Here is a 25,912-nt window from a genome sequence, read left to right as displayed (position 1 = left end):
CTCCCGGTCCCTTACGCGAACAGCGTCCGGCCCCACCAGTCGTCCTTGTCGCGGACGCCCGGCGGGACGGCGAAGACGGCCGAACCCACGTGCTGGATGTATTCGTTGAGGACGTCGGACTTCGCCAGCTTGCGCTGGATCGGCACGAAGCCCGTGCGCACGTCGCGCTGGTAGGCGAGGAAGAACAGGCCCGCGTCGAGGCGGCCCAGTCCGTCCGTGCCGTCGGTGAAGGAGTAGCCGCGGCGCAGGATCGTCGCACCGTCGTTGGAGTCCGGGTGCGCGAGGCGGACGTGCGCCTCCGGCTTCATCGCCTTCAGGAACGGCTCGTCGCGCTCCTTGGACTTGCCCACGGGGGCACCCTCGCCCTTGTCGCGGCCGAAGATGTCCTCCTGCTCGCCCAGGGGCGTGCGGTCCCACGTCTCGATGTTCATCCGGATCCGGCGCGCCACGAGGTACGAGCCGCCGGTCAGCCAGTCGCTGCCGTCGCCGGCGCCGACCCACACGTGCTTGTCCAGGGCGGCCTTGTCGGTGCCGGCGATGTTCCGGGTGCCGTCCTTGAAGCCCATCATGTTGCGCGGGGTCTGCTCGTCGGGCGTGGTCGACGAGGTCTTGCCGAAGCCCAGCTGCGACCAGCGCACCGCCGTCTTGCCGAAGCCGATGCGGGCGAGCTGGCGGATGGCGTGCACCGCGACCTGCGGGTCGTCGGCGCAGGCCTGCACGCACAGGTCGCCGCCGGAGCGGGCCGGGTCGAGGTTGTCGCCGGGGAAGAGCTCCAGGTCGATCAGGGCGCCGGGGCGCTTGCCCTCCAGGCCGAAGCGGCCCTTGGCGAACAGGCCCGGCCCGAAACCGATGGTCAGGGTGAGGCGGGAGGCCTTCAGGCCCAGCGCCTCGCCCGTGTCGTCCGGCGGGGCCTCCGGGAGGCCGCCGTAGCCGCCCTCGCCGACCGGCTGGCCGGCCGTCATCAGCCGGGCCGCCGCGGTCCAGTCCTTCAGGAGCTGGACCAGCTCGGCACGGTCCTTCGTCTTCACGTCGAAGGCCGCGAAGTGCAGGCGGTCCTGGACGGCACTGGCGATGCCGGCCTGGTGCTCACCGTGGAACGGTACGGCCGCGCCGGCCGCGGCCGCCGAGACCATGTCGGAGCCCGAGGACAGGGCGACGGCCGTACCGCCGGCCGCCGCCGCGCCGAGCGCGAGGCCCGCGCCGCCCCAGCCGAGGACGGCCCGGCGCGAGGGCGCACCCGCGCCCGGCTGCTGCTCCGGCGCGGCATCGAGCGCGGCCTGCGCCTCGTCCTGCACGGGCTCCTGCCCGGACACCGACTCGCTCATGTGAGGATCTCCCGCCTGCTCTGCTGATCCGGAGTTACTTCGCGACCGCGGCAGCGAGCTTCGAGAGCGGCTCGGCCAGCGCGTTGACGCCGTCGGAGAGCTCCTTGCGCTCGGCCTCGCCGACCTTGTCGTACGAGACGAACTCGTAGGCGGCCTTGTTCGGGCGGTACTTCTCCAGCAGGTTGTTCAGCGCGGCGAACTGCTTGTCCAGCTCGGCGGTGAGCGCCGGGTCCGTCTTCGAGGTGACCGGCTTGAGCAGCTCGTACGCCTTCTCCGCGCCCTCGACGTTGGCCTTGAAGTCGACCAGGTCGGTGTGGCTGTAGCGCTCTTCTTCACCCGTCACCTTGCCGGTGGCGACCTCGTCGAGGAGCTCCTTGGCGCCGTTCGCCATCGAGGTGGGGGTGATCTCCGCCTCGCCGACCTTCTTCTGCCACACGGCCAGGTCGGCCATCAGGGTCTCGGCGAGCTTCTTGTCGTTGTCGTCGATCTTGTTGCCCTCGAAGAGGGACTTCTCCAGCTTGTGCCAGCCGGTCCAGTCCTTCTCCGGGTCCTGGCCCGCCTCCAGGCCGTCCTCGCGGACGTCGACCTTCGGGTCGATGTCGCCGAAGGACTCGGCGACCGGCTCGGTGCGCTCCCAGCCGATGCGCGAGGGGGCGTACGCCTTCTTCGCGGCCTCGACGTCGCCGGCCTTGACCGCGTCCGCGAAGACCTGCGCCTTCGGGATGGTCTCGTCGGCCTGCTCCTGCACGTACTTGCGGTACGCGGCGACCGCGGCGTCGGCCTCGGGGCTGCGCTTCACGGCCTCGCCCGAGCCGGTGGCCTTGACGCTCTGGCGGATGCCGTCGCCCTTCATGCCGGGCTTGCAGGCGATCTCGTAGTCGCCGGCCTTGAGCTCGGCGGTGATGGTGGCCTTGGTGCCGGGGCCGATGTTCTCGCGCTCGGCGACGATGCGGTCGTCGGGGAAGAGGACGTAGAGCTCGGTGACCTTGGAGCCCTTGTTCTCGACCTCGAAGGCGACCTTGCCCGCGGGGAACTCCTTGGTGGAGACCTCGCAGGAGGAGTCGGTGGCCGCCACCTTGATGGTGCCGTCGCCGGACGCGTCGCTCTTCTCGGAGCAGCCGGTGACCGCGGTGAGGGCGGCCGCGACGGCGGCCGCGGTGACGACGGTGAGGCGGACGGGGCGCATAGGGGGCTCCTGGCAGTCTGGCGTTCGGCAGACGACCGCCCCGATCGGTTGGGGGCAGCCGGTGAGGCGGACCTAACTTAACCGAGGCTTACCTGACCCATACCCGCACGTCCAGTGATACAGCCCACACATTTCGGGGCCGGACACGGGGCCGTCACGGGTGCCCCACGCCGACCCCATGGCCGGGTCAAGCAGAGGTCAAACCCAGCCGGCCGTTCCGTACTGCGGAACGCTCGCCGCCGGGCTGCTCCGGCTCGCCGTCCCGTACGGGGACCACCAGCGGCGCCCCGGTGCGCGGGTGCGGGAGCACCTCCACCGGCTGGCGGTAGACCCGGCTCAGCAGCCCGTCCTCGAACACCTCCGCGGGCGGGCCGTCCACCGCGATCCGGCCGTCGTGCAGGACGGCCACCCGGTCCGCGTACGCCGCCGCCAGGCCCAGGTCGTGCAGGACCACCACCACCCCGTCCCCGGCCGCCGCCCGGTCCCGGCAGATCCGCAGCACCAGCTCCTGGTGGCGCAGGTCCAGCGCCGCCGTCGGTTCGTCGAGCAGCAGCAGCGGGGCCCCCTGGGCCAGGACGCGGGCCAGCGCGACCCGGGCCCGCTCGCCGCCGGAGAGCCCCGAGAACGGGCGGGCCGCGAAGCCCGTCACCTCGGTGGCGGCCATGGCGGCGGCCACCGCCTCCTCGTCGCCGTCGGCCGTCCCGGTGCCCGCCCAGGGGGCCCGGCCCATCCGTACGACGTCCTCCACGGGAAAGGGGAAGGCCAGTTCGGCCGACTGGGGGAGCACCGCCCGGCGCAGGGCCAGCTCGGGAGCCGGCCAGCCGCCCACCGGGCGCCCGTCGATCCGCACCTCCCCGGAGCCGGCCGGCAGGTCCCCGGACAGGGCCGCCAGCAGGGTGGACTTGCCCGCGCCGTTCGGCCCGACCAGGGCCAGCACCTCCCCGGCCCGCACGGTCAGCCCGATCCCGGCGAGCACCTCGCGCCCACCGAGCCGCAGCCGCAGGTCCGTGACCTCGGCGAGCGTCGCGCCGGGGGCCGGCCGGGCGGGAACGGTGCGCTTGTTCCTGCGGAGGGCGGCGAACAGGGCGCTCATGCCCAGCCTCCTTGCTTGCGGCGGGTGCGGCGCAGCAGCCAGAAGAAGAACGGGCTGCCGAGCAGGGCGGTCAGGACGCCGAGCGGCAGCTCGGCGGGCTGGGCGAGGGTCCGGGCGGCCAGGTCCCCGGCGACCAGCACCACGGCTCCGGCGAGCGCACTGCCGGGCACCAGGAAGCGGTGGCCCGGACCGTTGGCCATGCGCAGCAGGTGCGGCACGAGCAGCCCGACGAAGGTGATGATCCCGGCCACGGCGACGGCCGCCGCGGTGAGCAGCGCGACGACCAGGATCAGCGCGAGGCGCAGCCGCTCCACGTCGACGCCGAGGTGGCGGGCGGGGCGCTCGCCGAGGGACAGCAGGTCCAGCTTGCCCGCGTAGAAGGGGGCGACCAGCAGGCCGGCCAGCGCACAGGGGAGGACGGCCAGCACCTTGGGCCAGGTGGCCTGGGCGAGGGAGCCGAGCTGCCAGAAGGTGATCTGGTTGACCTGGCCGCTGTCCGCGAAGAACACGAACAGGCCGATCAGGGCGCCCGCGAAGGCGTTGACGGCGATGCCGGTCAGGATGAGGGTGACCACCTCGGTCTTCCCGCCGTTGCGGGACAGCAGGTAGACGGCGCCGACGGTGACCAGCCCCGCGACGAACGCACAGGCGGTGATGGTCCAGTTGCCGAAGAAGCTCAGGCCCAGCCCGATCGCGGCCACCGCGCCGACGGCCGCGCCCGCCGAGATCCCGATGACCCCGGGCTCGGCCAGCGGATTGCCGAACACCCCCTGCATCAGCGCCCCGGCGCAGCCGAGGCTCGCCCCGACGAGCAGCGCGAGCACCACGCGCGGCAGCCGTACGTTCCACAGCACGCTCTCCCCGACCCGGTCGAGGGCGGCGCCCCCGAGGCCGAGGCGGTGCTGCACCGACCCGACGACCTCCCCGAGCGGGATCTCGTAGGCGCCGACTCCGGCGGAGACCAGCGCGAGGAGCACGAGTACGACGGCCAGTCCGCCGGTGAGCCAGGCGGAACCCCACCGCCGCCGGGGCGGTGCGCCGGCGGCGGTGGGGACGGCCCGGGACGCCGCCCGCTCGGGAGCGGGAAGGGGGTCCGCCGGGGGCGGCGTCCCGGGGGCTTCGTAGGAGAGGGGCACGTCAGGAGGCCTTGCCGTAGAGCTGGGTGATGAGGGAGGCCAGGACCTGGTCGGTGCGCGGGCCGTAGTTGAGCAGGACCCCGTCGTCGACGGTGACCACCCGGCGGTCCATGCCCGCCGGGGTCTGGGCCACGCCCGGGATCTTGACCAGCCCGTCCACGCCGCCGACGGACTCCAGGCCCTTGGACATGACGAGGATGGCGTCGGGCGCGGCGGCCGCGAGGGCCTCGCTGGTGATCGGGGTGAAGTCCTTGCCGAGCCCGGACTCCGGGCCCGTGTCCAGCGCGCCGGCCGCCTCCAGCAGGGAACCGGCGCCGGAGTCGGAGCCGCCCATCAGGTACACGGAGGCGGTGCCGCGCAGGTAGAGGAAGGCCACGCGGGGCTTCTTGCCCGAGGCGGGCAGGGCCTTGCGGGCGGCGGCGATGCGGTCGGCGGTGCGCTGGTTGAGCTGCGCGCCGGCCTCCTTGACGCCGAGCGCGGCGGCGACGGCGTCGGTCCGCTTCGCCACGTCGTCCAGGGACTTGGCCGGGGCCACCACCAGCAGCGGGATGCCCGCGTCGCGGATCTGGGCGATCGCTTCGGCGGGGCCGGAGGTGGTCTCGGCCAGCACCAGGGTCGGACGGAGCGACAGCACGCTCTCGGCGGAGACCTCGTGGCCCCGCGTCACCACCGGGAGCTCCGCCGCCTGTTCGAAGGTGGCGGTGATGTCCTTGGCGACGACCTTGGGGCCCAGCCCGAGGGTGTACACGATCTCGCTGAGGCCGCCGGTCAGCGGGATCACCCGGTCCGCCGAGGTGACGGTCACCTGGACGCCGTCCGCCGAGGCCACGGTCGCCGGAAGCGCGGGCACGGGCGCCTGGGCGAGGGGTTCCACCCGGTCGGGGAGGGCCGGGGCGCCGGCTCCGGTGGCGGGGGAGGGGGCGGCCGTACCTCCGCAGGCGCTCACGCCGAGTGCCAGGACCACGGAGGTCAGGGCGACGGCGAAGCGGGACATGCGGGTTGACGCGGCGGGCGTAGGCACGAAGGCACCGTCCTGATCGTCCGACTGGGGTGGTGGACCCGGTTCGCTGGTGGTGGAGACCCGGTTCGGGTTCCGGGTGCCAGGGGGTTTCACACCCGGCCGAACGTAGCTTAGGTTAGCCTAACCTCGCTCGCTAGACCCTGGAGGGGACATTCATGCCCGCTAGACCCGTCCGCGCGTCCGCCGTCGCCCTGCTGGCGACCCTGGCCGCCCTGGGTGCCGTCCTGCTCCCGGCGCCCGCAGCCCAGGCCGCAGGCCGGACCGTGGAGGGCGGGCGGCTCGACTGGGGCATCAAGTCCTCCTTCCAGAGCTACGTCACCGGGCCGGTCGCGAAGGGCGCGTTCAAGCTGAGGAACGGAGCCGCCACGGCCGGCGGCAGCCTGTTCCGCTTCCACTCCGCCAGCGGCTCCTACGACCCGGACAGCGGCTCCCTGGAAGCCTCCTTCAGCGGCGGCGTCACCTTCCAGGGCCACCAGAAGGCGGACGGCACGTACGAGCTGGACATGAGCGTCAGCCGCCCCACCGTCAAGATCAGCGGCGGCAGCGGCACCCTCTACGTGGACGTCTCCAGCAAGGCCAAGGAGGGCGGAGCGGTCACCACCGCCTCCCAAGTGCCCTTCGCCAAGCTGAACCTGGGCGGGGTGAACATGAAGGGCGGCACCAGCCCCGTCGCCCTCGCGAACGTCCCGGCCACCCTCACCGACCAGGGCGCCAAGGCCTTCGCCGGCTACTACGCGGCCGGCGCGCAGCTCGACCCGGTCTCGCTCTCCGTGGACGTCAAGGCCCCGGCGGCCGAACAGCCCGCCCCGCCGGCGTCCTCGCCCAGCACTCCGGCCGGCTCCCCGTCCCCGCAGGCCGCCGGGCAGTTCACCGACGCCGCCGTGGACTGGGGGGTGCGGCGCACCTTCCGCGAGTACGTCTCCGGCTCCATCGGCCAGGGCAAGTGGGAGCTCGCCGACGGCGCCCAGGACGGCGGGGCGCTGTTCCGCTTCCCGCAGGGCAAGGGCGTCTACGACCCCGCGAAGGGCATCCTCGACGCCGCCTTCGCCGGCTCCGTGCACTTCACCGGGGCCCACCTCGACCTGAAGCTCGCGAAGCTCACGGCCAAGGTGGAGAACGGCAAGGGCGTGCTGTCCGCGGACGTCACCACCGGCACGGACACCAAGCCCGCCGTCCCGCTCGTAGAGTTCGACGCCAAGGGCCTCACGGCCGCGGGCGGCCTCGCCACCCTCGCCGAAGCCCCGGCCACCCTGACGGAGGGCGGAGCCCAGGCCTTCAACTCCATGTACAAGGCCGGCACCGAGATGGACCCCGTCTCCCTCGCGGTCGCCCTCGACGGGGCCGCGAAGCTCCCGGCCCTCCCGAACCTCGGCTCCACGGCCACCCCGTCGGCCCCCGCGGCCCCGGCCACGCCCGCCGCCGCGCAGCCGGCCGCGTCCTCCTCGAACACCGGCCTGTACGCCGCCCTGGCCGCAGCCGTCCTCGTCCTCGTGGGCGGAGCCGTCTTCCTGACCCTCCGCACCCGCAAGAACCGACCCGCCCAGGCGGAGCCCGCCCCGACCCCGGCCCCGGGCGCCGCAACTCCGGCCCCGACCCCGGGTGCCGAAGCCCCGGCCCCGGGCGCGGGCACCGCAACTCCGGCCCCGGGCGCCGCAACTCCGGCCCCGAGCGCCGAAGCCCCGGCCGCTCCGGCAGCCGGGAAGCCCGACTCCTCCGACTCCCCGGGCCCCTCCGGGGACGACGGGGGCGCCCCGCGCGGCTGATCCGCGCACCTACCGTCCGCCCGGCCCCCGCGCCACCCCCGCCGCGCGGGGCCGGGCTCGCCCGAACCGCCCAGCCCGCACGCCCCGTACAGCCGTACACCCGTACACCCGTCCAAGCCCCGCAGGGCCCCGCACCGCCGGGGCTCGGCTTCGCCCTGCCCCGCAGGGATCCGCCTCCTTCACCCCCGTTCAGGAGACCCGCCATGTCATCGACCCGCCGTCCCCTCGCCCTCGCGGCCGCCGTGGCCACCGCCGTGGCGATCGGAGCCACCGCCCTGGTCCTCCCCGCCACCGCGGCGGGCAGCGCCCCCGCCGCCCCCGCCGCGCAGGGCGCCCCCGCGACGATCCCGGTCCTCGGCGGCACCCTCGACTGGGGCGTCCTGGAGAGCTACCGCACCTACGTCACGACCATCGCCCAGGGCCAGATCACCGTCGCGGACGGCGCGAAGAAGACGGCCAACGGCTTCACCTTCGTCTCCGCCACCGGCCAGTACGACCCGGCCACCCACCTCGTGACCGCCGCCTTCAAGGGCAGCGTCACCTTCACCTCGGCCGCGCACCACTTCGAGGTCAAGCTCGCCAACCTCCGCATCGACACCGGCAAGAAGCTGCTGATCGTCGACGTCACCCGGGACGGCAAGCTCACGAAGGACGTCGGCTTCGCGAAGGTCGCCTTCACCGGGCCGTCCATGTCCGGCCTGGCCACCACCCTGACGGAGGATGCCGCCAAGCTGCTCGGGTCGGACGGCTACAAGGACAAGGCGGGCGACCCGCTGACGGCCGTACTGGAGTTCCCGCCGCCGCCCTCCCACAGCCCCTCCCCGTCCGCCTCGGCCTCCTCCTCCCCGTCGCCGTCGGCGTCCGCGTCCCCGTCGGCCTCCGCCTCCCCGTCGAAGCCGGCCTCTCCCACCCCCTCCGCCTCCACCAGCTCCCCGGCGACCGGCGGCCCCCAGCAGGTCCTCGACGGCAAGCTGGCCTGGGGCGTCAAGGAGTCCTTCCGCCAGTACGTCCAGCGCGCGGGCGGCACCGTCACCCCCACCGACGGGGCGGTCGCGAACGGCGACAGCTTCGCCTTCGCCGGAGGCAAGGGCACCCTCGACACCAAGGCGCGGAAGCTGAACGCCGCCTTCGCCGGCAACCTCCGCTTCCAGTACGCGGCCCACGGCATCGACATGACCTTCGGCAACGTCCGCATCACCGCGGAGGGCGCCAAGGGCACGCTGGTCCTGGACGTGAAGACGGCCGCCGGGGTCAAGGCGAACATCCCCTTCGCCACGCTCGACCTCTCCAAGGCCGAGTACAAGACCGACAACGGCGTCCTCACCCTGAACGCCGTCCGCACCGCGCTCACCGCGGAAGGCGCGGCGGCCTTCGCCAACGACGCCACCGGCTCCATGTACCCGCCGGGCACCCGCGCGGACGACGTCAACCTGACCGTCTCCGTGACCAAGGGCGCCGTCCTGCCCACGAGCCCGGCCGGCACGGGCGGCAACACGGGCGGCAGCACGGGCGGCGCCGGTACCACCGGAGGCGGCGGCACCGTCGGGGGCGGCCTCGCCGCCACCGGCGCCGAGATCCCGGCCGGCGCGCTGCTCGGCGCCTCCGGGCTCATCGTCGCCGCGGGCGCGGGCGCGGTGTTCGCCGCGCGCAGGCGCCGCACCGCCCAGAGCTGACCCGTGCTTCAATTCCCGCGTGAACGATCTCGACGTCCTGAGGGTCTTCTGCGCGGGTGACGGCAGCCACGGCAACACGCTCGGCGTCGTACGCGACGGCCGGTCCTGCCCCGACGACGCGTCCCGGCAGGCGCTGGCCGCCGAACTCGGCTACAGCGAGACGGTGTTCGTCGACGATCCCGAGCGCGGGATCGTCGACATCCGCACCCCCGGCACCCGGATGTCCTTCGCCGGGCACCCGCTGGTCGGCGTCGCGTGGCTGCTCGACATCGAGGAGCTGCAGCCCCCGGCGGGCGCCGTATGGGCGCGCGACGACGGGGAGTTCACCTGGATCACCGCCCGCCCCGAGTGGGTCGAGGGCAAGCGCACCGAGCAGTACGCCGACGCCGCCGCGGTCGACGCCCTGCCCGGCCCGCCCCCGGGCGAGGGCTGGCTGTACGCCTGGGCGTGGGAGGACGAGGCCGCGGGCCGGATCAGGGCCCGCGGTTTCCCGCGCCGCCCCGACGGGGCGATCGTCGAGGACGAGGCCACCGGTTCGGCGGCGATCCTGCTGACGGCCGAGCTGAACCGCGCCCTCAACATCACCCAGGGTGCGGGCTCCCAGATCCTCACGGCCCCGGGCCCGGACGGCACGGTGGACATAGGCGGCCGCGTCCGCTTCGCCACCGCCTGAGCCCCGGCAACACGGAAGGGGGGTGGGCCCGATGGGCCCACCCCCCTTCCCCGTTCAGCCCGCCGCGGGCGGTACGCGTTACGCGCTGAGCGGGAACTGCTCGCCCAGCTCGCGGAAGACCGCGCCGTTGTAGTCGAAGGCGCGCTTGCACTCGTCGATGATGCGCTGCTTCTCCAGATCGTCCGCGGCGATCGTGTCCAGCAGCTCGCGGTAGGTCCGCTTGAAGGCGGCCGGGTTGGAGATGTCCGCGAAGACGTAGAACCGCACGCCGTCGCCCTTGCGCTCGAAGCCCCAGGTCCGCTCCGCCTTGTCGCGGATGATCTGGCCGCCGGAGAGGTCGCCCAGGTAGCGGGTGTAGTGGTGGGCCACGTACCCGCCCGGCCAGGAGGCGGCGCACTCGGCCACGCGGGCCGCGTAGGCCTCGGTGGCGGGCAGCGCGACCAGGGTCTCGCGCCATCCGGGACCCCGCAGGTGGGCCAGGTCCCGCTCGATCTCGGCGAGGCGCATCAGCTCGGGCTGTATGAACGGGCCGGCCACGGCGTCGTCCTTGAGGGCCTCCGCGGCGTCCTCCAGGGCCTTGTACACGAACCACAGCTGCTCGGTGTAACGCGTGTACGCGTCCACCCCGAGCCGGCCGCCGAGCAGGTCGCTCATGAACGTCGAGGTCTCTGCCTCGGTGTGCTGCTCGTGCGAGGCGACACGGATGACGGTGGAGAAGGCGTCCAAGGCGGACCTCCGAGGAATCGGAAGGAAAAGGGGGAGCCGGGCGTGGCGGTCGCGCCGCCACACCCGATCCTCCTACTTAGGCTTACCTAAGTCAATGTGTTCCCGACGCCTTGTCGGTAAAAACCTCCGCGAGCCGTTTTCAGGGGAGCGTCAGGATCTCCGCCCCGGTGTCCGTGACCACCAGTGTGTGCTCGAACTGCGCGGTCCGCTTCCGGTCCTTCGTGACGACCGTCCAGCCGTCCTCCCACATGTCGTACTCGTGGGTGCCCAGGGTCAGCATCGGCTCGATGGTGAAGGTCATCCCGGGCTCGATGACGGTGGTGGCGTGCGGGCTGTCGTAGTGCGGGACGATCAGGCCGGAGTGGAAGGACGAGTTGATCCCGTGGCCGGTGAAGTCCCGGACGACGCCGTAGCCGAAGCGCTTCGCGTACGACTCGATGACCCGGCCGATGATGTTGATCTGCCGGCCGGGCCTGACGGCCTTGATGGCCCGGTTCAGGGCCTCGCGGGTGCGCTCCACGAGCAGCCGCGACTCCTCGTCCACGTTCCCGCAGAAGTACGTGGCGTTGTTGTCCCCGTGCACCCCGCCGATGTACGCGGTCACGTCGAGGTTGACGATGTCGCCGTCCTGCAGGACGGTCGAGTCGGGGATTCCGTGGCAGATGACCTCGTTCAGCGAGGAACACAGGGACTTGGGGAAGCCCCGGTAGCCCAGCGTCGAGGGATAGGCGCCGTGATCGCACATGAACTCGTGGGCGACCCGGTCCAGCTCGTCGGTGGTCACCCCCGGCGCGATCAGCTTGGCGGCCTCTTCCATCGCCTGGGCGGCGATCCGGCCGGCGATGCGCATGGCCTCGATGGTCTCGGCCGTCTGCACCTCCGGTCCGGTGTACGGAGTGGGCGCGGGCTTGCCCACGTACTCGGGCCGGCGGATGTTTCCGGGAACGGAACGGACGGGACTGAGCTCGCCTGGTACGAGCAGCGACTGGCCAGACATGTGAGCGAGTGTATCGAGCGGGTATGGGGCAGCATGGCGACAGAGATCAGCCGTGAGAGGAGCCTGAGGACGATGGCCCTGTTCAAGAAGCGCCAGGTGGGCAAACCGGGCGAGTGGTACTACTGCCTGGTCCACAAGAAGGTCGAGGAAGGCCCCGAGTGCCCGGCGAAGGACCGTTTCGGCCCCTACGCGACACCCGAAGAGGCGAACCACGCCATGGAGACGGCGCAGGAGCGCAATCTCGAATGGCAGAACGACCCCAAATGGAACGACAAGACGCGCGAGACCGAAGAGGGGACCGGAACCGGTACCCCGTAGCTACCAGCGGCTGGGCGGCGGCGCGGCCAGCTGGTCGGCCAGCCGCGCCAGCCGGTCGCGGAAACGCTTGGGCCCGCGCTGCACCGGCAGGCTGTTCTCCCCGGCCGCCGCGCTGACCAGGTGCTGCACGGTGTCCAGGTCGAGCTCGGCGGCCCCGTCCGGTACGGACAGCACCTCGTGCGCGAGCGTGCCCAGATCCGGATCCCCGCCGTCCAGGGACAGTACGGTCGCCCCCGCGCGCCGGGCGCCGTGCACCCGCTCCAGCAGCCCCTCCCCGGGCTGCTCCGGAGCCACCACCAGCAGGGTGTGACCGCGCCGGGCCGCCTCCAGCCGGCTCAGACCGACCGACAGGTGCGGGGCGTCCCCGGGCAGCACCTGGTGGCGTACGAGCGTGGGCGCCAGCTCCGGCAGCCCCGACCAGGCGGCCTCGTCGACCAGGTGCGCCGCCAGGTGCCAGGGCTCGTACTGCTCGGTCCCGACCAGCAGCAGGTTCCCGCCGGCCGGTACGACCGACCGGCGCAGCGTCCCGGCGAACCGGCGTGCGGCGCCGGGCCACTGCGTACCGGCGAGCACCTCGCGCAGCAGCGCGACTCTCACGGCGTCCATATCGGCATCCTGCCGCATGGAAGGGACAAACGGGAGCCGTTCCCCCCATCTCCCACCCCACGACCGCTCCGGCATTCCCCCTGCGGGTTCTCCGGCCCGTCCGGGCATCTCACAGTGTCCGCGCATTCGCCTCTGACGATCTCGCGGTTACCCTCGCCCCCATGACCTCCACAGACAGCACGCAGCAGCCCGCGCAGGCCCCCGCCCAGGCCCCCGCGAAGGCTCCCGCCAAGGACCCGTGGGACCTCCCCGACGTCTCCGGCCTCGTCGTAGGCGTCCTCGGCGGCACCGGCGACCAGGGCCGGGGCCTGGCCTACCGGCTCGCCCGGGCCGGCCAGAAGGTGATCATCGGATCCCGCGCCGCGGACCGCGCGCAGACCGCGGCCGACGAGCTCGGGCTCGGGGTGGAGGGCGCGGACAACGCCGAGTGCGCGCGCCGCAGCGACATCGTGATCATCGCGGTGCCGTGGGAGGGCCACGCCAAGACCCTGGAATCGCTGCGCGAGGACCTCGCCGGCAAGCTCGTGGTCGACTGCGTCAACCCGCTCGGCTTCGACAAGCAGGGCGCGTACGCCCTCCAGGTCGAAGAGGGCAGCGCGGCCCAGCAGGCCGCGGCCCTCCTGCCGGACTCCCGCGTCACGGCGGCCTTCCACCACCTCTCGGCGGTGCTCCTCCAGGACGAGTCGGTCGACGAGATCGACACCGACGTGATGGTCCTCGGCGAGGTACGCGCCGACACCGACATCGTGCAGGCCCTCGCCGGCCGGATCCCCGGCATGCGCGGCGTCTTCGCCGGCCGGCTGCGCAACGCCCACCAGGTCGAAGCGCTGGTGGCCAACCTCATCTCCACCAACCGCCGCTACAAGGCCCACGCAGGCCTGCGCATCACGGACGTCTGACCAGCCGCCGGTCCGCCCGGCCCCCACGGGCCCGGGCGGACCGACCACCCCTCACCCGCGCCGCCCGCCGCCGAGGCGCTGCTCAAGCCCAGGCTCACGACGACCGCCCCGGCGTCCGCACTGAGGGCGGTCACGGGATGGCGGAAATCAAGCCGGACGGGAGCACGCCGGGGCATGGGGGACACTGGAAGGGCCTGAACCGCTTCAGTGTCTTCGAGGAGCCTCCGCCATGCCCCGCCTTGCCGTGTTCGCCGTCGTCCTCTGCGTCCTCGCCGTGGCCGCCGCCGTGGTCTCCTTCGTCGAGGGCAGCCTGCTCGGGATCGCGTGGGTGCTGATGGCGGGCGTCACGTCGAACATGGCGTGGTTCTACGTGCGCAAGTCGAAGATGGACAAGGCCGCGGCCCAGGCCCGCACCGCGGGCTAGGACGCCGCCTGGCAGAAGCCGTCGGTGTCCCGCCAGAACTGGTACAGGTCCCGGCCGCAGTACGCCTCCAGCTCGCTCACGCCCAGGGCGGACAGCACGCCGTACACCGCGTCGAAGAAGTACGCGTTGATCTCCGGGATCCACAGCAGCGCGAACACGGCCAGCAGGCCGAACGGCGCCAGCGGCGCCACCTCGCGGCGGATCCGGTGGGAGAGCCAGGGCTCGATGATGCCGTAGCCGTCCAGGCCCGGGACCGGCAGGAAGTTCAGGATCGCCGCCGACACCTGGAGCAGCGCCAAGAAGCCGAGCGCGAAGCGGAACGGGATCGGGACGCCGTCCAGGGCGTTCAGCCAGAACGGAGCCGTGCAGACGGCCGCGAACGCGACGTTCGTCAGCGGGCCGGCCGCCGAGATGAGGCTGTGCCGCCACCGGCCCTCGATCCGGTCGCGCTCGATGTACACCGCACCGCCGGGGAGACCCAGACCGCCCATGATCACGAAGAGCACGGGCAGGACGATGCTGAGCAGCGCGTGCGTGTACTTGAGGGGATTCAGCGTCAGGTAGCCCTTCGCGCCGACGCTGAGGTCGCCGCTGTGCAGGGCGGTGCGGGCGTGCGCGTACTCGTGCAGGCACAGGGACACGATCCAGGCCGCCGTGACGAAGAGGAAGACGGCCAGCCCGGTGCTGGTCGAGTACCCCGTCCACACCGCCCACCCCGTGACCGCCATGACGGCGAAGATGCCGATGAACACCGGACTGATCCGCCGGTCGCCGCGGTCGTGACTGCGGGGGTGGCTACGGTTCTGACTGCCCTGGAAACCCATGCGGCGAACCTATCCCGGAGGCGGCGCCCGGTGGGGTCCCGGGCCGGAGACAATGGGCCGGTGCGTTACACGATGCTCGGCACCACCCAGGCCCTCCGCGACGACGGGAGCACCGTACCCGTCGGCGGTGCGCGGCTGCGCGCGCTCCTGACCGCGCTCGCCCTGCGGCCGGGGCGGGCCGTCCCGGCGGCCTCGCTGATCGAGGAGGTCTGGGACGGCGACCCGCCCGCGGACGGCCTCGCGGCGCTCCAGGCACTCGTGGGACGGCTGCGCAGGGTGCTGGGGCGCGAGGCGGTGGGCTCCGGGGAGGGCGGCTACTGGCTCGTCGCCGACCGGGACGACATCGACCTGTACCGCTTCGAGCGGCTGACCCGGGCGGCGGCGCAGGCCGCCCCGGCGGAGGCGGCCGCCCTGTACGACGAGGCCCTGGCGCTGTGGCGGGGCGAGCCGCTGAGCTCCCTGCCGGGTTCCGGGCCGGAGGCCGCCCGCTGGGAGGCGCTACGGCTGGACGCGCGCCGGGGCCGCCTGGACGCGGCGCTGGCGCTGGGGGAGGCGGAGCGGGTCCTGCCGGAGCTGACCGCGCTGTGCGCGGGGCTGCCGCTGGACGAACCCCTGCAGGCCCTCCGGATCCGGGCCCTGCGCGACGCGGGCCGCCCCGCGGAGGCGCTGGCCGCTTACGACGAGGTCCGCCGGGAGCTCGCCACCCGCCTGGGCACCACCCCGGGCCCCACCCTGCGCACCCTCCACACGGCCCTGCTGACCCCCGCCCCGACACCCGGATCCGGACCGCTTCCGGCGCCGACCGGCCCGGCCCCCTCCGGGCCGGCCGCCGCCCCCGGCCGGACCGGCCCCGCCCCGGACGACACGGCCCCCGGCCACCCTGCCGAGACGCCGACGGGCCGGCAGGCCCCGGGCGGCTCCGCCGCGCCCGACGGGACGGACCGGCACCCCACCCGCCCCGGGCAGACCGGCCCCGCCCCTGCCGTTACCCCCGCCGCGCCCGCCGGGACGCTCCCGGTCCCTGCCGTGACCGCCCCGGTGCAGGACGGGACGGGGGCGGGGAATCTGCGGATGCGGCTGACCACCTTCGTCGGGCGGGAGGAGGACATCCGGGTTATCGGCGACGACCTGGCCCGGGCCCGGCTCGTCACCCTGCTCGGACCCGGCGGCGCCGGCAAGACCCGGCTGTCGCAGGAGGCCGCCGAGGCCCACGCACGGGCCGGCCGCGGCACGCCGGACGCCCACGCCGGAGCCCTCCCTCCCACCGCCGGAGGCACCGGCACCGGCACACGCTTCGCCCCCGCCTGGGCCGACGGGGTGTGGTTCGTGGAGCTGGCTCCCGTGGACGATCCGGAGGACGTCGCCGAGGCCGTGCTCGCCGCGCTCGGGGCCCGGGAGACCAAGCTGCGCGGCGGTTCCGCCGAGGAGATGCGGGCGCTGACCGAGCGGGGCGACCACCCCCTTGACCGCCTCGCGGAGCACTGCGCGCGGCGCCGGATGCTGCTGATCCTCGACAACTGCGAGCACGTCGTCGCCGCAGCCGCCCGCCTCGCGGAGGAAGTGCTCGCGCGCTGCCCCGGCGTACAGATCCTGGCCACCAGCCGCGAACCCCTCGGCGTACCGGGCGAGACGCTGCGCCCGGTGGACCCGCTGCCCGACCCCGTCGCACTGCGGCTGCTCCACGACCGCGGGGCCGCCGCCCGCGCCGGGTTCACCGTGGACGAGGACCCCGCCGCCGCCGTGGAGATCTGCCGCCGGCTCGACGGGATGCCGCTCGCCATCGAGCTGGCCGCCGCCCGGCTGCGCCTGCTCACCCCCCGTCAGATCGCCGACCGGCTGGACGACCGGTTCCGGCTCCTGACCGGCGGCGCCCGCACCCATCTGCCCCGCCAGCAGACCCTGCGCGCCGTGGTCGACTGGTCCTGGGACCTCCTCGACGAGCCCGAGCGGGCCGTCCTGCGACGGCTGTCCGTCTTCGCCGGCGGCTGCGACCTCGACGCCGCCGAGGCCGTCTGCGCGGACGGGCCGTCCCCCGACCGGATCGACGCCGCCGACGTCGCCGAGCTGCTCGGATCCCTCGTGGACAAGTCCCTCGTCGTCACCGCCCCCGACGGCGCCGCCGGCATGCGCTACCGCCTCCTGGAGACCGTCGGCGAGTACGCCGCCGACCGCCTCGCGGAGGCCGGCGAGGACCGTGCGGAGACCGAGCGGCGCCACCTCACCCACTACCGGGAACTCGCCCGCACCAGCGAGCCGCTGCTGCGCGGCCACGGCCAGCGCGCCGCCGCCGACCGGCTCGCCACCGAGTACGAGAACCTGCGCACCGCCCTGCGCCGGGCCGTCGCCGCCAAGGACGTGGGCGAGGTCCTGTGCCTCCTGCACTCCCTCGTCTGGTACTGGCACATGCACGACCTGCGCGCCGAGACCCGCCACTGGGCCGTTGCCGCCGCGGCCCTCGGCCCGGACCCCTTCGCCGCGCCCGTGGTGCCCGCCGAGCCCGTCTACGAACGGATCGTCGACACGCCCCCGCCGTACGAGGGCGAACTGCTCACCGAGGCCTGGCGCGGCATCCGGATGATGGTCCTGGCCTCCCGGGACCAGACCAGCGACACCTGGTCCAGCCCCGAGGCCCGCGACCAGATCGACGGCATGATCGCCGCCTACAGGCCGGGGCTGCCGCAGATCTGCCGTGCCCCCTCGGCCCTGTGGATCTACGCCGTCATGATCTGGGGGGACCCCGATCTGCTCCGCCGCGTGGCCGAGGAGACCGTGGAGACGGCCCGCGCCCTCGGCTACCGCTGGGAGCTGGCCTCCGCCCTCCAGCTCCGCGCCAACATCCTCGCCAACCGCGCGGACTGGGCCGGCAACGCCTCCCGGGACGCCGAGGAGAGCCTCGCCCTCTACGCCTCCCTCGGCGACGACTGGGGCTGCGCCGAAGCGCTCTCCGCCCGCGCCGAGACCCACGAGAAGCGCGGCGAGTACGCCCTGGCCGCCCAGGACTTCCGCGCCGCGGTCGAATACGCCCGGCGGCTCGGGGCCGAGGCCCAGGTCACGGTGTTGCAGGTGCGGATGGCCGGGACCCTCGCCGAGGACGGCCTCCTGGAGGAGGCCGAGGAACTCCTCACCGGCCTGCTCGCCGGGACCATCGGCCAGTTCGGCAACGAGGCCATGCCCGCCGCCAGGATGTTCCTCGCCACCGTCTACGGCCGCACCGGCCGCATCCCCGAGGCCCGCGTCCAGCTCCAGTACCTGCGCGACGAGTTCTCCTTCGGCGCGTTCGCCATCTTCGACGGCTTCCTGCTCGGCACGATGGCCTGGCTGGACAACGAGGAGGGCAAGTACGAGAACTCCCTCACCGTGCTCCGGCAGGCCCTGCAGGCCGTACGGGACCCGCTCGCCCAGATGGTCGCCCCGCACCTCCCGGCCGCGTTCCTGGTGACCGGGGCCCGCTCCCTGGTCGGGCTCGGCGGCCCGGAGCGGGAGTACGACGCCGCGCGGCTGCTCGGCGCCTACCGCGCGCTGCTTCCGCCCGAGCACGTCCAGGTCTCCATCGAGCGCGCGGACGCCGAACTGGCCGAGCGCCTGGCCCGGGCGGCGCTCGGCGACGCCGCGTACGAGGCGGCGTACGCCGAAGGCGGCCGCCTCACCCTGGAGGAGGCCGCCGCCCTCGTCTGACCCGTCCCCCGTCCGGGTCCGCCCGGGACGCGATCCGGAGCGGACCCGCCCGCGGATCAGGTCTTCTGGCGGAACTTCCGCACGGCGAGCGGCATGGTCACCAGCGTGATGCCGGCCGACCAGGCCAGAGTGATCCACACGGAGTTGCCGAGCGGGGTCCCGTTGATCAGGGAGCGGGCCGCGTCGGCCAGGTTGGACAGCGGGTTGACGTCGGTGAAGCTCTGCAGCCAGCCGGGCATCGTCGTCGGCGGGGCGAAGATCGAGCTGCCGAACTGCAGCGGCATCAGGACCAGCATGGCCATGCCCTGGACCGCCTGGGGGGTCTTCATGGTGAGACCCAGCAGGATGAAGATCCACATCAGCGAGGCGCCGAAGACGGCCGACAGCCCGATGGACAGGAACAGGTCCAGGATCGAGCCCTTGATGGACAGGCCGAGCAGGAAGCCCATGCCGAGCAGGATCGCGATGGCGACCATCATCCTGCCGAGCTCGACCACGATCTTGGCGATCAGCACCGAGGAGCGGGCGATCGGCATGGACCGGAAGCGGTCCATCACGCCCTTCTTGAAGTCGTCGTTGACTCCGGTGCCCACACCCATGGCGATGTTCATGCCCATCATCGCCATCAGGCCCGGGACCACGTAGTTGACGTACGCGTCCTGGTTGCCCTTGCCGGAGATCGCGCCGCCGAAGACGAAGACGAACAGCAGCGTGAAGATGATCGGCATGAACAGCACGTCGAACATCGACTCCGGGTCCTGCTTGATCTGCAGGACGTTGCGCCGGGCCAGGGCGCCGATGTGGCGCAGGTTGCCCCGCAGGCCGATCCGGCCCTCGTCCGCGAGGACGGGCCCGCCGGCCGGGGCGGCCGCGGTGGGGCTGGGCTTCGTCGTGGTTACGGTGCTCATGCCGCGACCTCCTCGGTCTGCTGGTTGGGGATGGAGTCCTCGGCGGTGGGCTTCTGTCCGGTGATGGACAGGAACACCTCGTCCAGGCTGGGCAGGTAGGTGCTGATGTCGGAGATCCCGTACCCGCGGGCCGCCAGCAGGCCCACCACGGCGGTCAGCTGCTCGTCGGCCAGGATCGGCACCAGCAGGGCGCCCTCGTCCGGGACGGCCTGCGAGCCGGCGACCCCGTCCAGACCGGCCTCGGCCAGGGCGCGGGCCATGCCCGGCAGGTCGGACGGGTCGGTGGGGCGGATCCGCAGGGTCCGGCCGCCGACGCGGGCCTTCAGCTCGTCGACCTTGCCGTTGGCGATGACCTTGCCCTTGTCGATGACCGTCAGCTCGCTGGCGAGCTGCTCGGCCTCCTCCATGTACTGGGTGGTGAGCAGGACGGTGGCCCCCTCGGCGACCATCCGCTGCACCTCGTCCCACACCTCGTTGCGGGTGCGCGGGTCCAGACCGGTGGTCGGCTCGTCCAGGTACAGCACGGCCGGGCTGCCGATCATCGAGGCGGCCAGGTCGAGCCGGCGCCGCATGCCGCCGGAGTAGGTCATCACGGCCTTCTTGGCGGCGTCCGTGAGGGAGAACCGCTCCAGCAGCTCGTCGGCGCGGTTGCGGGAGTCCTTGCGGGACAGGTCCAGCAGCCGGCCGATCATGTAGAGGTTCTCCCAGCCGGAGAGCTTCTCGTCGACCGAGGCGTACTGGCCGGTCAGGCCTATGGTCCGACGCAGCTGCCGCGGCTGGCGGACCACGTCGAAGCCGGCGACCCGGGCGGTGCCGGCGTCGGGGGTGATCAGGGTGGAGAGGATGCGGACCAGGGTGGTCTTGCCCGCACCGTTGGGGCCGAGGACCCCGAGGACGGTTCCCTCGCGGACGTCGAGGTCCACACCGTCGAGGGCTTTGGTCTCGCCGTAGTGCTTGACCAGCCCCCGGACCTCCACGGCGTTCGAGCCGTTCAGGGGATTCTTGTCGTTTCGCGTCATGTCCACCATGGGACCAGACACCACTGACAAAGCACCTACAGGCCACCTACAGGTCCCGACAGCCCGCCTACAGACCCGGGTGGCCCGCCTGCAGGAGGCGGGCCACCCGGGTCAGGCCGGGCTAGTGGAAGGCGTGCTCCGCCTGCGGGAACGTTCCGCCGACCACGTCCTCGGCGAAGGCCTTCGCCGCGTCGCCCATGGTCGCGCGGAGGTTCGCGTACTGCTTGACGAACTTCGGCATCCTGCCGCCGGTCAGCCCCATCATGTCCGTCCACACCAGCACCTGCGCGTCGCACTCCGCACCCGCGCCGATGCCGACCGTCGGAATGTGCAGGGACCGGGTCACCTCGGCGGCCAGCTCGGCCGGGACCAGCTCCAGCACCACCGCGAAGGCGCCCGCGTCCTGCGCCGCCTTCGCGTCGCGCAGCAGCTGGTGGGCGGCCTCGTCGCCGCGGCCCTGCACCCGGTAGCCCATGGCGTTCACGGACTGCGGGGTCAGGCCCAGGTGGGACATGACCGGGATGCCCGACTGCACGATCAGCTCGGTCTGGGCCAGCGAACGCTCGCCGCCCTCCAGCTTCACCGCTCCGACCCCGGCCTCCTTGACGAGCCGGGTGGCACTGCGCAGCGCCTGTACGGGGCCCTCCTGGTAGGAGCCGAAGGGCAGGTCGCCGACGATCAGGGCCCGGCTGGTGCCGCGTACGACGGCCGCCGACAGCAAGGTCATCTCGTCCATCGTCACCGGGACGGTGGTCTCGTAGCCGAGGTGGCAGTTGCCCATCGAGTCGCCGACGAGCATGACCGGGATGCCGGCCTCGTCGAACACGGACGCCGTCATGGCGTCGTAGGCGGTGAGCATGGGCCACTTCTCGCCGCGTTCCTTGGCGAGGGTGAGGTCGCGGACGGTGATGCGCCGGGTGCCCGAGCCTCCGTACAGGGTGGGGGAGGAGGCTTCGCGGGCAGGCGAAACGGCATGCGTCATTGCAACTGCTCCTTGATGTTCATCTCGAGGCGCCCTTACGACGTCCCCGGACTCACCTCCATGGTGGCACTCTCGGGGCCCGGGCGGGAAGTGGCACGGAGCACGTCTCCCCGTGGCGGGCGCACCGCGGATCAATGTGCGCGTTTGGTGACAACCGGAACTGAGGCCGCTCGGCCGTTCGTCCTCCCGGACGTACGGCCGACACAATCGGCGCGGAACCCTCCGTATATCGCCTAGGGTCAAGAGGCGGGGACGGAGCGCGAGCACGGCAGCGAGGGCAGTGGCATGGCACAGGCGTACATGACGGAGACCGGGAGCGACGGCTCGGAGCCCGAGCCCTCCCGAGCGGGTCTCCGGCGCCGGCTGGCCGAGCTGCGGCGCGATCCGGGCATCTGGCGCCGCGGGATCGTGCTCGCCGCGTTCGCCGTGCTGATCTCCCTCGTCATGATCCTGCACGCCGAGCTGCCCAACGACATCGGCAACCTCGGCAGCCTCACCGAGACCTTCCTGCCCTGGCTGGGCCTGGCCGTCCCGGTGCTGTTCGCCGCCGCGCTCTTCCGCAAGTCCGCCACCGCGCTCATCGCGATACTGCTGACCGCCGTGGTCTGGGTGAACCTCTTCGGGGGCCTGGTCACCGACAAGTCGCGGACCGGCGGCAACCTCACGGTCGCCACCCACAACGTCGACGCCGACAACGCCGACCCCGCCGGCACCGCCGCCTCGATCGCCAAGTCCGGAGCCGACGTCCTGGCCCTGACCGAGCTCAAGGGCACCGTCGTCCCGGTCTACGAGAAGGCCCTCGCGGCGACGTACAAGTACCACGCCGTCGAGAACACCGTCGGGATCTGGAGCAAGTACCCGCTGGTCTCCAGCCAGCCCGTCGACATCAAGATGGGCTGGACCCGGGCCATGCGCGCCACCGTCAAGACCCCCTACGGAGAGGTGGCCGCCTTCGTGGCCCACCTCCCCTCGGTCCGCGTCAAGCTCAATGCCGGCTTCACCGCCAACCAGCGCGACAACAGCGCCGACGCCCTCGGCGCCGCGCTCGCCGCCGAACCGCTGCGCCGGGTCATCCTGCTCGGCGACCTCAACGGAACGGTCAACGACCGTGCCCTGTCCGAGGTCACCTCGCAGCTGCGTTCCACCCAGGGCGCGTCCGGAGACGGCTTCGGCTTCAGCTGGCCCGCGCAGTTCCCGATGGCCCGCATCGACCAGATCCTGGTCCGCGGGGTCACCCCCGAGGCCTCCTGGACCCTGCCCCGCACGGGCAGCGACCACCTGCCGATCGCCGCCCGCGTCACCGTGAAGCCGTAGGGCCGTACGACCGCGCGGTAGGTACGGCGCGGGCGCGGGCGCTACGCCTGCTCGCGCCAGCCGTTCGTGATGGGCAGCCGGCGGTCCTTGCCGAAGCCCTTCGCGGAGATCTTCGTGCCCGGCGGGTACTGCCGGCGCTTGTACTCGGCGGTGTCCACCATCCGTAGCGTCTTCGCGACGAGCTCGCGGTCGTAACCGGCCGCGACGACCGCTTCCAGACCCTGGTCGCGGTCCACGTACAGCTCCAGGATCCCGTCGAGCACGGGGTAGTCCGGCAGCGAGTCCGTGTCCACCTGGCCCGGGCGCAGTTCGGCGCTCGGCGGCTTGACGATGGAGTTCTCCGGGATCGGCGGGGTCTCGCCGCGCTCGGCCGCCGCCCGGTTGCGGTACTCGGCGAGGCGGAAGACGTCCGTCTTGTAGACGTCCTTGATCGGGCCGTACGCGCCCACGGAGTCCCCGTACAGGGTGGAGTAGCCGACGGCCAGCTCCGACTTGTTGCCCGGGGCCAGCACGATGTGGCCCTCCTGGTTGGAGAGCGCCATCAGCAGGGTGCCGCGCAGCCGGGACTGGAGGTTCTCCTCGGCGAGCCCGGACAGGCCGAGCGCGCCCATGTAGGCGTCGAACATCGGCTCGATCGACACGGTCCGGAAGTTCAGGCCGGTCCGCGTCGCCAGCTCGGCCGCGTCGCCCCGGGAGTGCTCCGAGGAGTACTTGGACGGCATCGAGACGCCGTACACGTTCTGCGCGCCGATCGCGTCGCAGGCGATCGCGGCGACGAGGGCGGAGTCGATGCCGCCGGAGAGGCCGATCAGGACCGACCGGAAGCCGTTCTTCCGGACGTACGCGCGCAGGCCCACGACCAGCGCGTCGTAGATCTCCTCGTCATCCTCCAGCCGGTCGGCGTAGCCGCCCGTCACGACCGGCTCGTACGGCTCCACCGGCTCCTCGGTGAGGATCACGCGGTCGATGCGCAGGCCGTCGTCCACGGTGCCCTCGACGGGAGTGTCCGAGGCCGCGGGCAGCTCCAGGTCGACCAGGACGCAGCCCTCGGAGAACTGCGGGGCGCGCGCGATGACCTCGCCGGCGGAGTCGACGACGATCGAGTCACCGTCGAAGACGAGCTCGTCCTGGCCGCCGATCATCGCCAGGTAGGCGAGGGTGCAGCCGGCCTCCTGGGCGCGCTTGCGCACGAGCTCCAGCCGGAGGTCGTCCTTGTTGCGCTCGTACGGGGACGCGTTGATCGAGATCAGCAGCCCGGCCCCGGCGGAGCGGGTGGCGGGGACGCGCCCGCCCTCCTGCCAGAGGTCCTCGCAGATGGCCAGGGCCACGTCCACGCCCCGCACCCGGATCACCGGCTGGGTGTCGCCCGGCACGAAGTACCGGAACTCGTCGAAGACGCCGTAGTTGGGGAGGTGGTGCTTGCCGAAGCGCAGGACGACCTGCCCGCCGTACAGCACGGCGGCCGCGTTCTCCGGGGACCCCGCCGGGCGGCCGAGACGGGGCGCGGCCTTCTCCGTACGGTCGAGGTAGCCGACGACGACCGGGAGGTCTCCGAAGCCCTCGGCCGCCAGGCGCTGCGCGAGGGCGAGCAGGGCCCGGCGGGAAGCCTCGACGAAGGAGCCGCGCAGGGCGAGGTCCTCGACGGGGTACCCGGTCAGCACCATCTCCGGAAACGCCACCAGGTGGGCGCCCTGTTCGGCGGAGTGCCGGGTCCAGTGGACGACCGAGTCGGCGTTGGCGGCGATGTTGCCGACCTGCGAGTCGATCTGATTCAGAGCGAGGCGTAGTTGAGGCACGCGGCCCAGTCTAATCGTCTTTCTGACGCGATGTCCTGGGAGTCGCCGGTTCAGCCGATCGGGCCGCTCCAGATCGCGTCGTCGTACCTGGTGCCGGGCGCGATCTCGAAGTGCAGGCTCTTGCTGCCCTCGGGGACCACGAAGGCGAAGGTGCCGGTCATCGATTCCCCGGCCATGACCGAGCCCTTGAACATCTTCGGCACGGAGCCGTCGAAGGCCATCTCGGCCTCGGTGCCCTGGTCGTCGCGGGCGTGCGGCAGGGCCAGGCTGACGTCGAGCGCGGCCCCCGAGTTGTTGACGATCTTCACCGTCACCTTGACCGCGTTGCCGTTGCGGGCCGAGGGCGGGTAGGCCGTCGAGGACGGCTTGTACGGGGCCGCGCCCTGCACGGTGACCTGGACCCCGTCCTCGTAGGTGTAGGGCTTGCCCCAGGCCAGGGCCGAGGTCTTGCCCGGGACGTCGGAGGGCGAGGGCTTGGGGGTCGGGCTCGCGGGGCTGCTCGGGGTGCGGGGCTCGTAGTCGTCCTCGTAGCCATAGCCGTAGTCGTACTCGTCGTCCGCGCGGCTCGCGGCGATGTTCCTGTCGATCCTGTCGAAGACGGCCGTGGTGATGAACCAGCCGCCGACGGAGGCGGCCAGGGCGAGGACGCTCAGGGCGGTGCCGACCGCGGCCAACGTGGCGCGGGGGGCGCCGCGGCGGGCCTTGAGGACGGCCGCGATGCCGATGCCGAAGCCGGTCACCGCGAGGAGGGCGCCGGCCCAGAAGAAGAAGGGGACGAGGCCGACGAAGATGCCGAACAGCCCGAGGAGCAGGGCGGCGACGGCCAGGCCGTTCGAGGCGGGCGGCGGCTCCGGGAAGCCGTGCGCCTGCGGGCCGCCGGGGTGACCGCCGGCGCCGACGGGCGTCGCCCAGGGGTTGCCGGGCGCGGGGGCGCCGGGGGCGCCGTACGGGGCTCCCCACGCGTGCGCCGGGGGAGCGCCGGCAGCGACCGCCGCCGGGGCGGGGGCGACCGGGGCGAAGGCGGCGGGGGCGGCGTCCGCGGGGGCGGAGCCGGCGGGCACGGTGGCCGTGGTGGGGGTGCCTGCCGGGACGGCGTCCGTGGGGACGATGTCCGCGGTGGGGGTGGCCGGAGCGGCGTCCGCGGTGACGATGTCCGCGGTGGGGATGGCCGGAGCGGCGTCCGCGGGGGCGGCGCCGGCCGGGACGGTGTCCGTGGTGTCCGCCGGGATGGCGTCCGCGGGCTCGGCCGGGGTCGCGGCCGGAGCCTTGTCGAGGGACAGGGGCTGCGCGGGCGCCGGTATGGGAACCGCCTCGGATGCGGGGGTGCCCGCGGACTCCGTCGGCTGGCCGGACGGGGTGCTGGGCGGGTTCGGCGGGGTGCTCATACCGGCGGGAAATCCTTCAGATCGCAATCGGCGCGGGACGATCACCACCCTGTCATGGAATTCGGCCTCCCTGCCGGGGATTTCGGCCCCCTCCCGGGCTCCCGGGCCGGGCCGCCGGCGCGCGGAACGCGGCGCGCAGGCGGCCCGGCCCGGGGCAAGATCCGAAAGA

22 protein-coding genes are annotated in these 25,912 nt (G+C 73.1%); 8 read left to right on the top strand and 14 right to left on the bottom strand.

Annotated elements, in window-relative coordinates:
- Positions 1 to 11: 11 nt before the first annotated feature.
- From efeB to ACZ60J_RS15235, 5 genes are all read right to left on the bottom strand, one after another.
- Positions 12 to 1,325 (bottom strand): iron uptake transporter deferrochelatase/peroxidase subunit, encoded by a 1,314-nt coding sequence (gene efeB, locus ACZ60J_RS15255; RefSeq protein WP_469682104.1) that lies wholly within the window; start codon positions 1,323 to 1,325, stop codon positions 12 to 14.
- Positions 1,326 to 1,359: 34 nt separating this feature from the next.
- Entirely contained in the window at positions 1,360 to 2,511 is a 1,152-nt protein-coding gene (efeO, locus tag ACZ60J_RS15250) for an iron uptake system protein EfeO (protein ID WP_469682103.1), read from the bottom strand.
- Between the two features lie 187 nt (positions 2,512 to 2,698).
- The gene (locus tag ACZ60J_RS15245) at positions 2,699 to 3,604 is read right to left on the bottom strand and encodes a heme ABC transporter ATP-binding protein (protein WP_469682101.1); all 906 of its coding nucleotides are present in this window, start codon (positions 3,602 to 3,604) and stop codon (positions 2,699 to 2,701) included.
- A complete protein-coding gene (locus tag ACZ60J_RS15240; RefSeq protein ID WP_469682099.1) occupies positions 3,601 to 4,740 on the bottom strand; it encodes a FecCD family ABC transporter permease in 1,140 nt (379 codons plus the stop codon). Before ACZ60J_RS15240 ends, ACZ60J_RS15245 begins: the two co-directional genes overlap by 4 nt.
- A 1-nt stretch (position 4,741) precedes the next feature.
- Complete coding sequence (locus ACZ60J_RS15235) at positions 4,742 to 5,734, bottom strand: heme/hemin ABC transporter substrate-binding protein (RefSeq protein WP_469682097.1); 993 nt, start codon at positions 5,732 to 5,734, stop codon at positions 4,742 to 4,744.
- Positions 5,735 to 5,916: 182 nt separating this feature from the next.
- On the opposite strand from ACZ60J_RS15235, the gene ACZ60J_RS15230 reads away from it, so the two are divergent.
- From ACZ60J_RS15230 to ACZ60J_RS15220, 3 genes are all read left to right on the top strand, one after another.
- Positions 5,917 to 7,524, top strand: a complete 1,608-nt coding sequence (locus ACZ60J_RS15230; RefSeq protein WP_469682095.1) for an HtaA domain-containing protein — start codon at positions 5,917 to 5,919, stop codon at positions 7,522 to 7,524.
- Positions 7,525 to 7,727: 203 nt separating this feature from the next.
- Positions 7,728 to 9,197, top strand: coding sequence for an HtaA domain-containing protein (locus tag ACZ60J_RS15225; RefSeq protein WP_469682093.1), 1,470 nt, complete (start codon positions 7,728 to 7,730; stop codon positions 9,195 to 9,197).
- A gap of 19 nt (positions 9,198 to 9,216) precedes the next feature.
- Positions 9,217 to 9,870, top strand: a complete 654-nt coding sequence (locus ACZ60J_RS15220) for a PhzF family phenazine biosynthesis protein (protein WP_469682091.1) — start codon at positions 9,217 to 9,219, stop codon at positions 9,868 to 9,870.
- 78 nt (positions 9,871 to 9,948) lie between these two features.
- Here ACZ60J_RS15220 and ACZ60J_RS15215 read toward each other — a convergent pair whose 3' ends face one another.
- A complete protein-coding gene (locus ACZ60J_RS15215; RefSeq protein WP_469682089.1) occupies positions 9,949 to 10,596 on the bottom strand; it encodes a biliverdin-producing heme oxygenase in 648 nt (215 codons plus the stop codon).
- Positions 10,597 to 10,735: 139 nt separating this feature from the next.
- The gene (gene map / locus ACZ60J_RS15210) at positions 10,736 to 11,593 is read right to left on the bottom strand and encodes a type I methionyl aminopeptidase (protein WP_469682087.1); all 858 of its coding nucleotides are present in this window, start codon (positions 11,591 to 11,593) and stop codon (positions 10,736 to 10,738) included.
- Positions 11,594 to 11,665: 72 nt separating this feature from the next.
- On the opposite strand from map, the gene ACZ60J_RS15205 reads away from it, so the two are divergent.
- Positions 11,666 to 11,911, top strand: coding sequence for a hypothetical protein (locus ACZ60J_RS15205; protein WP_385378408.1), 246 nt, complete (start codon positions 11,666 to 11,668; stop codon positions 11,909 to 11,911).
- Here the strand turns inward: ACZ60J_RS15205 and ACZ60J_RS15200 are convergent, their stop codons facing one another.
- A complete protein-coding gene (locus ACZ60J_RS15200; RefSeq protein ID WP_469682085.1) occupies positions 11,912 to 12,517 on the bottom strand; it encodes a hypothetical protein in 606 nt (201 codons plus the stop codon).
- Between the two features lie 161 nt (positions 12,518 to 12,678).
- Here ACZ60J_RS15200 and npdG point away from each other — a divergent pair, with 161 nt between their 5' ends.
- Both npdG and ACZ60J_RS15190 read left to right on the top strand, forming a co-directional pair.
- The gene (gene npdG / locus ACZ60J_RS15195; RefSeq protein ID WP_469682083.1) at positions 12,679 to 13,416 is read left to right on the top strand and encodes an NADPH-dependent F420 reductase; all 738 of its coding nucleotides are present in this window, start codon (positions 12,679 to 12,681) and stop codon (positions 13,414 to 13,416) included.
- A 229-nt stretch (positions 13,417 to 13,645) separates the two neighbouring features.
- Positions 13,646 to 13,840 (top strand): hypothetical protein, encoded by a 195-nt coding sequence (locus ACZ60J_RS15190; protein ID WP_469682081.1) that lies wholly within the window; start codon positions 13,646 to 13,648, stop codon positions 13,838 to 13,840.
- Here ACZ60J_RS15190 and ACZ60J_RS15185 read toward each other — a convergent pair.
- Positions 13,837 to 14,664, bottom strand: a complete 828-nt coding sequence (locus tag ACZ60J_RS15185; protein ID WP_469682080.1) for a site-2 protease family protein — start codon at positions 14,662 to 14,664, stop codon at positions 13,837 to 13,839. The two genes, ACZ60J_RS15190 and ACZ60J_RS15185, sit on opposite strands and share 4 nt — an antisense overlap.
- Positions 14,665 to 14,736: 72 nt before the next feature.
- Between ACZ60J_RS15185 and ACZ60J_RS15180 the strand changes: the two genes are divergently transcribed.
- Positions 14,737 to 18,339: an AfsR/SARP family transcriptional regulator gene (locus ACZ60J_RS15180; RefSeq protein WP_469682442.1), complete on the top strand. Its 3,603-nt coding sequence runs from the start codon at positions 14,737 to 14,739 to the stop codon at positions 18,337 to 18,339.
- Between the two features lie 56 nt (positions 18,340 to 18,395).
- Here ACZ60J_RS15180 and ACZ60J_RS15175 read toward each other — a convergent pair whose 3' ends face one another.
- The 3 genes from ACZ60J_RS15175 to panB all read right to left on the bottom strand — a co-directional run bounded on the left by ACZ60J_RS15175 (position 18,396) and on the right by panB (position 21,248).
- Entirely contained in the window at positions 18,396 to 19,247 is an 852-nt protein-coding gene (locus ACZ60J_RS15175) for an ABC transporter permease (RefSeq protein WP_469682078.1), read from the bottom strand.
- Complete coding sequence (locus ACZ60J_RS15170) at positions 19,244 to 20,275, bottom strand: ATP-binding cassette domain-containing protein (protein ID WP_469682076.1); 1,032 nt, start codon at positions 20,273 to 20,275, stop codon at positions 19,244 to 19,246. Before ACZ60J_RS15170 ends, ACZ60J_RS15175 begins: the two co-directional genes overlap by 4 nt.
- 112 nt (positions 20,276 to 20,387) lie before the next feature.
- Entirely contained in the window at positions 20,388 to 21,248 is an 861-nt protein-coding gene (panB, locus tag ACZ60J_RS15165) for a 3-methyl-2-oxobutanoate hydroxymethyltransferase (RefSeq protein WP_469682075.1), read from the bottom strand.
- 285 nt (positions 21,249 to 21,533) lie between these two features.
- Between panB and ACZ60J_RS15160 the strand changes: the two genes are divergently transcribed.
- A complete protein-coding gene (locus ACZ60J_RS15160) occupies positions 21,534 to 22,562 on the top strand; it encodes an endonuclease/exonuclease/phosphatase family protein (RefSeq protein WP_469682074.1) in 1,029 nt (342 codons plus the stop codon).
- Between the two features lie 41 nt (positions 22,563 to 22,603).
- On the opposite strand, the gene ACZ60J_RS15155 is transcribed toward ACZ60J_RS15160, so the two are convergent.
- Positions 22,604 to 24,358, bottom strand: a complete 1,755-nt coding sequence (locus ACZ60J_RS15155; RefSeq protein WP_469682073.1) for an NAD+ synthase — start codon at positions 24,356 to 24,358, stop codon at positions 22,604 to 22,606.
- 50 nt (positions 24,359 to 24,408) lie between these two features.
- Positions 24,409 to 25,743 carry a DUF4352 domain-containing protein gene (locus ACZ60J_RS15150; RefSeq protein ID WP_469682071.1) on the bottom strand — a complete coding sequence of 445 codons (1,335 nt, stop codon included), beginning with the start codon at positions 25,741 to 25,743 and terminating at the stop codon, positions 24,409 to 24,411.
- Between the last annotated feature and the right edge of the window lie 169 nt (positions 25,744 to 25,912).

It is taken from the genome of Streptomyces sp. NPDC104226, assembly GCF_055584085.1.
The sequence above is the reverse complement of the archived record's forward strand: the minus strand, read 5'-3'. Positions and strand labels throughout refer to the sequence as shown.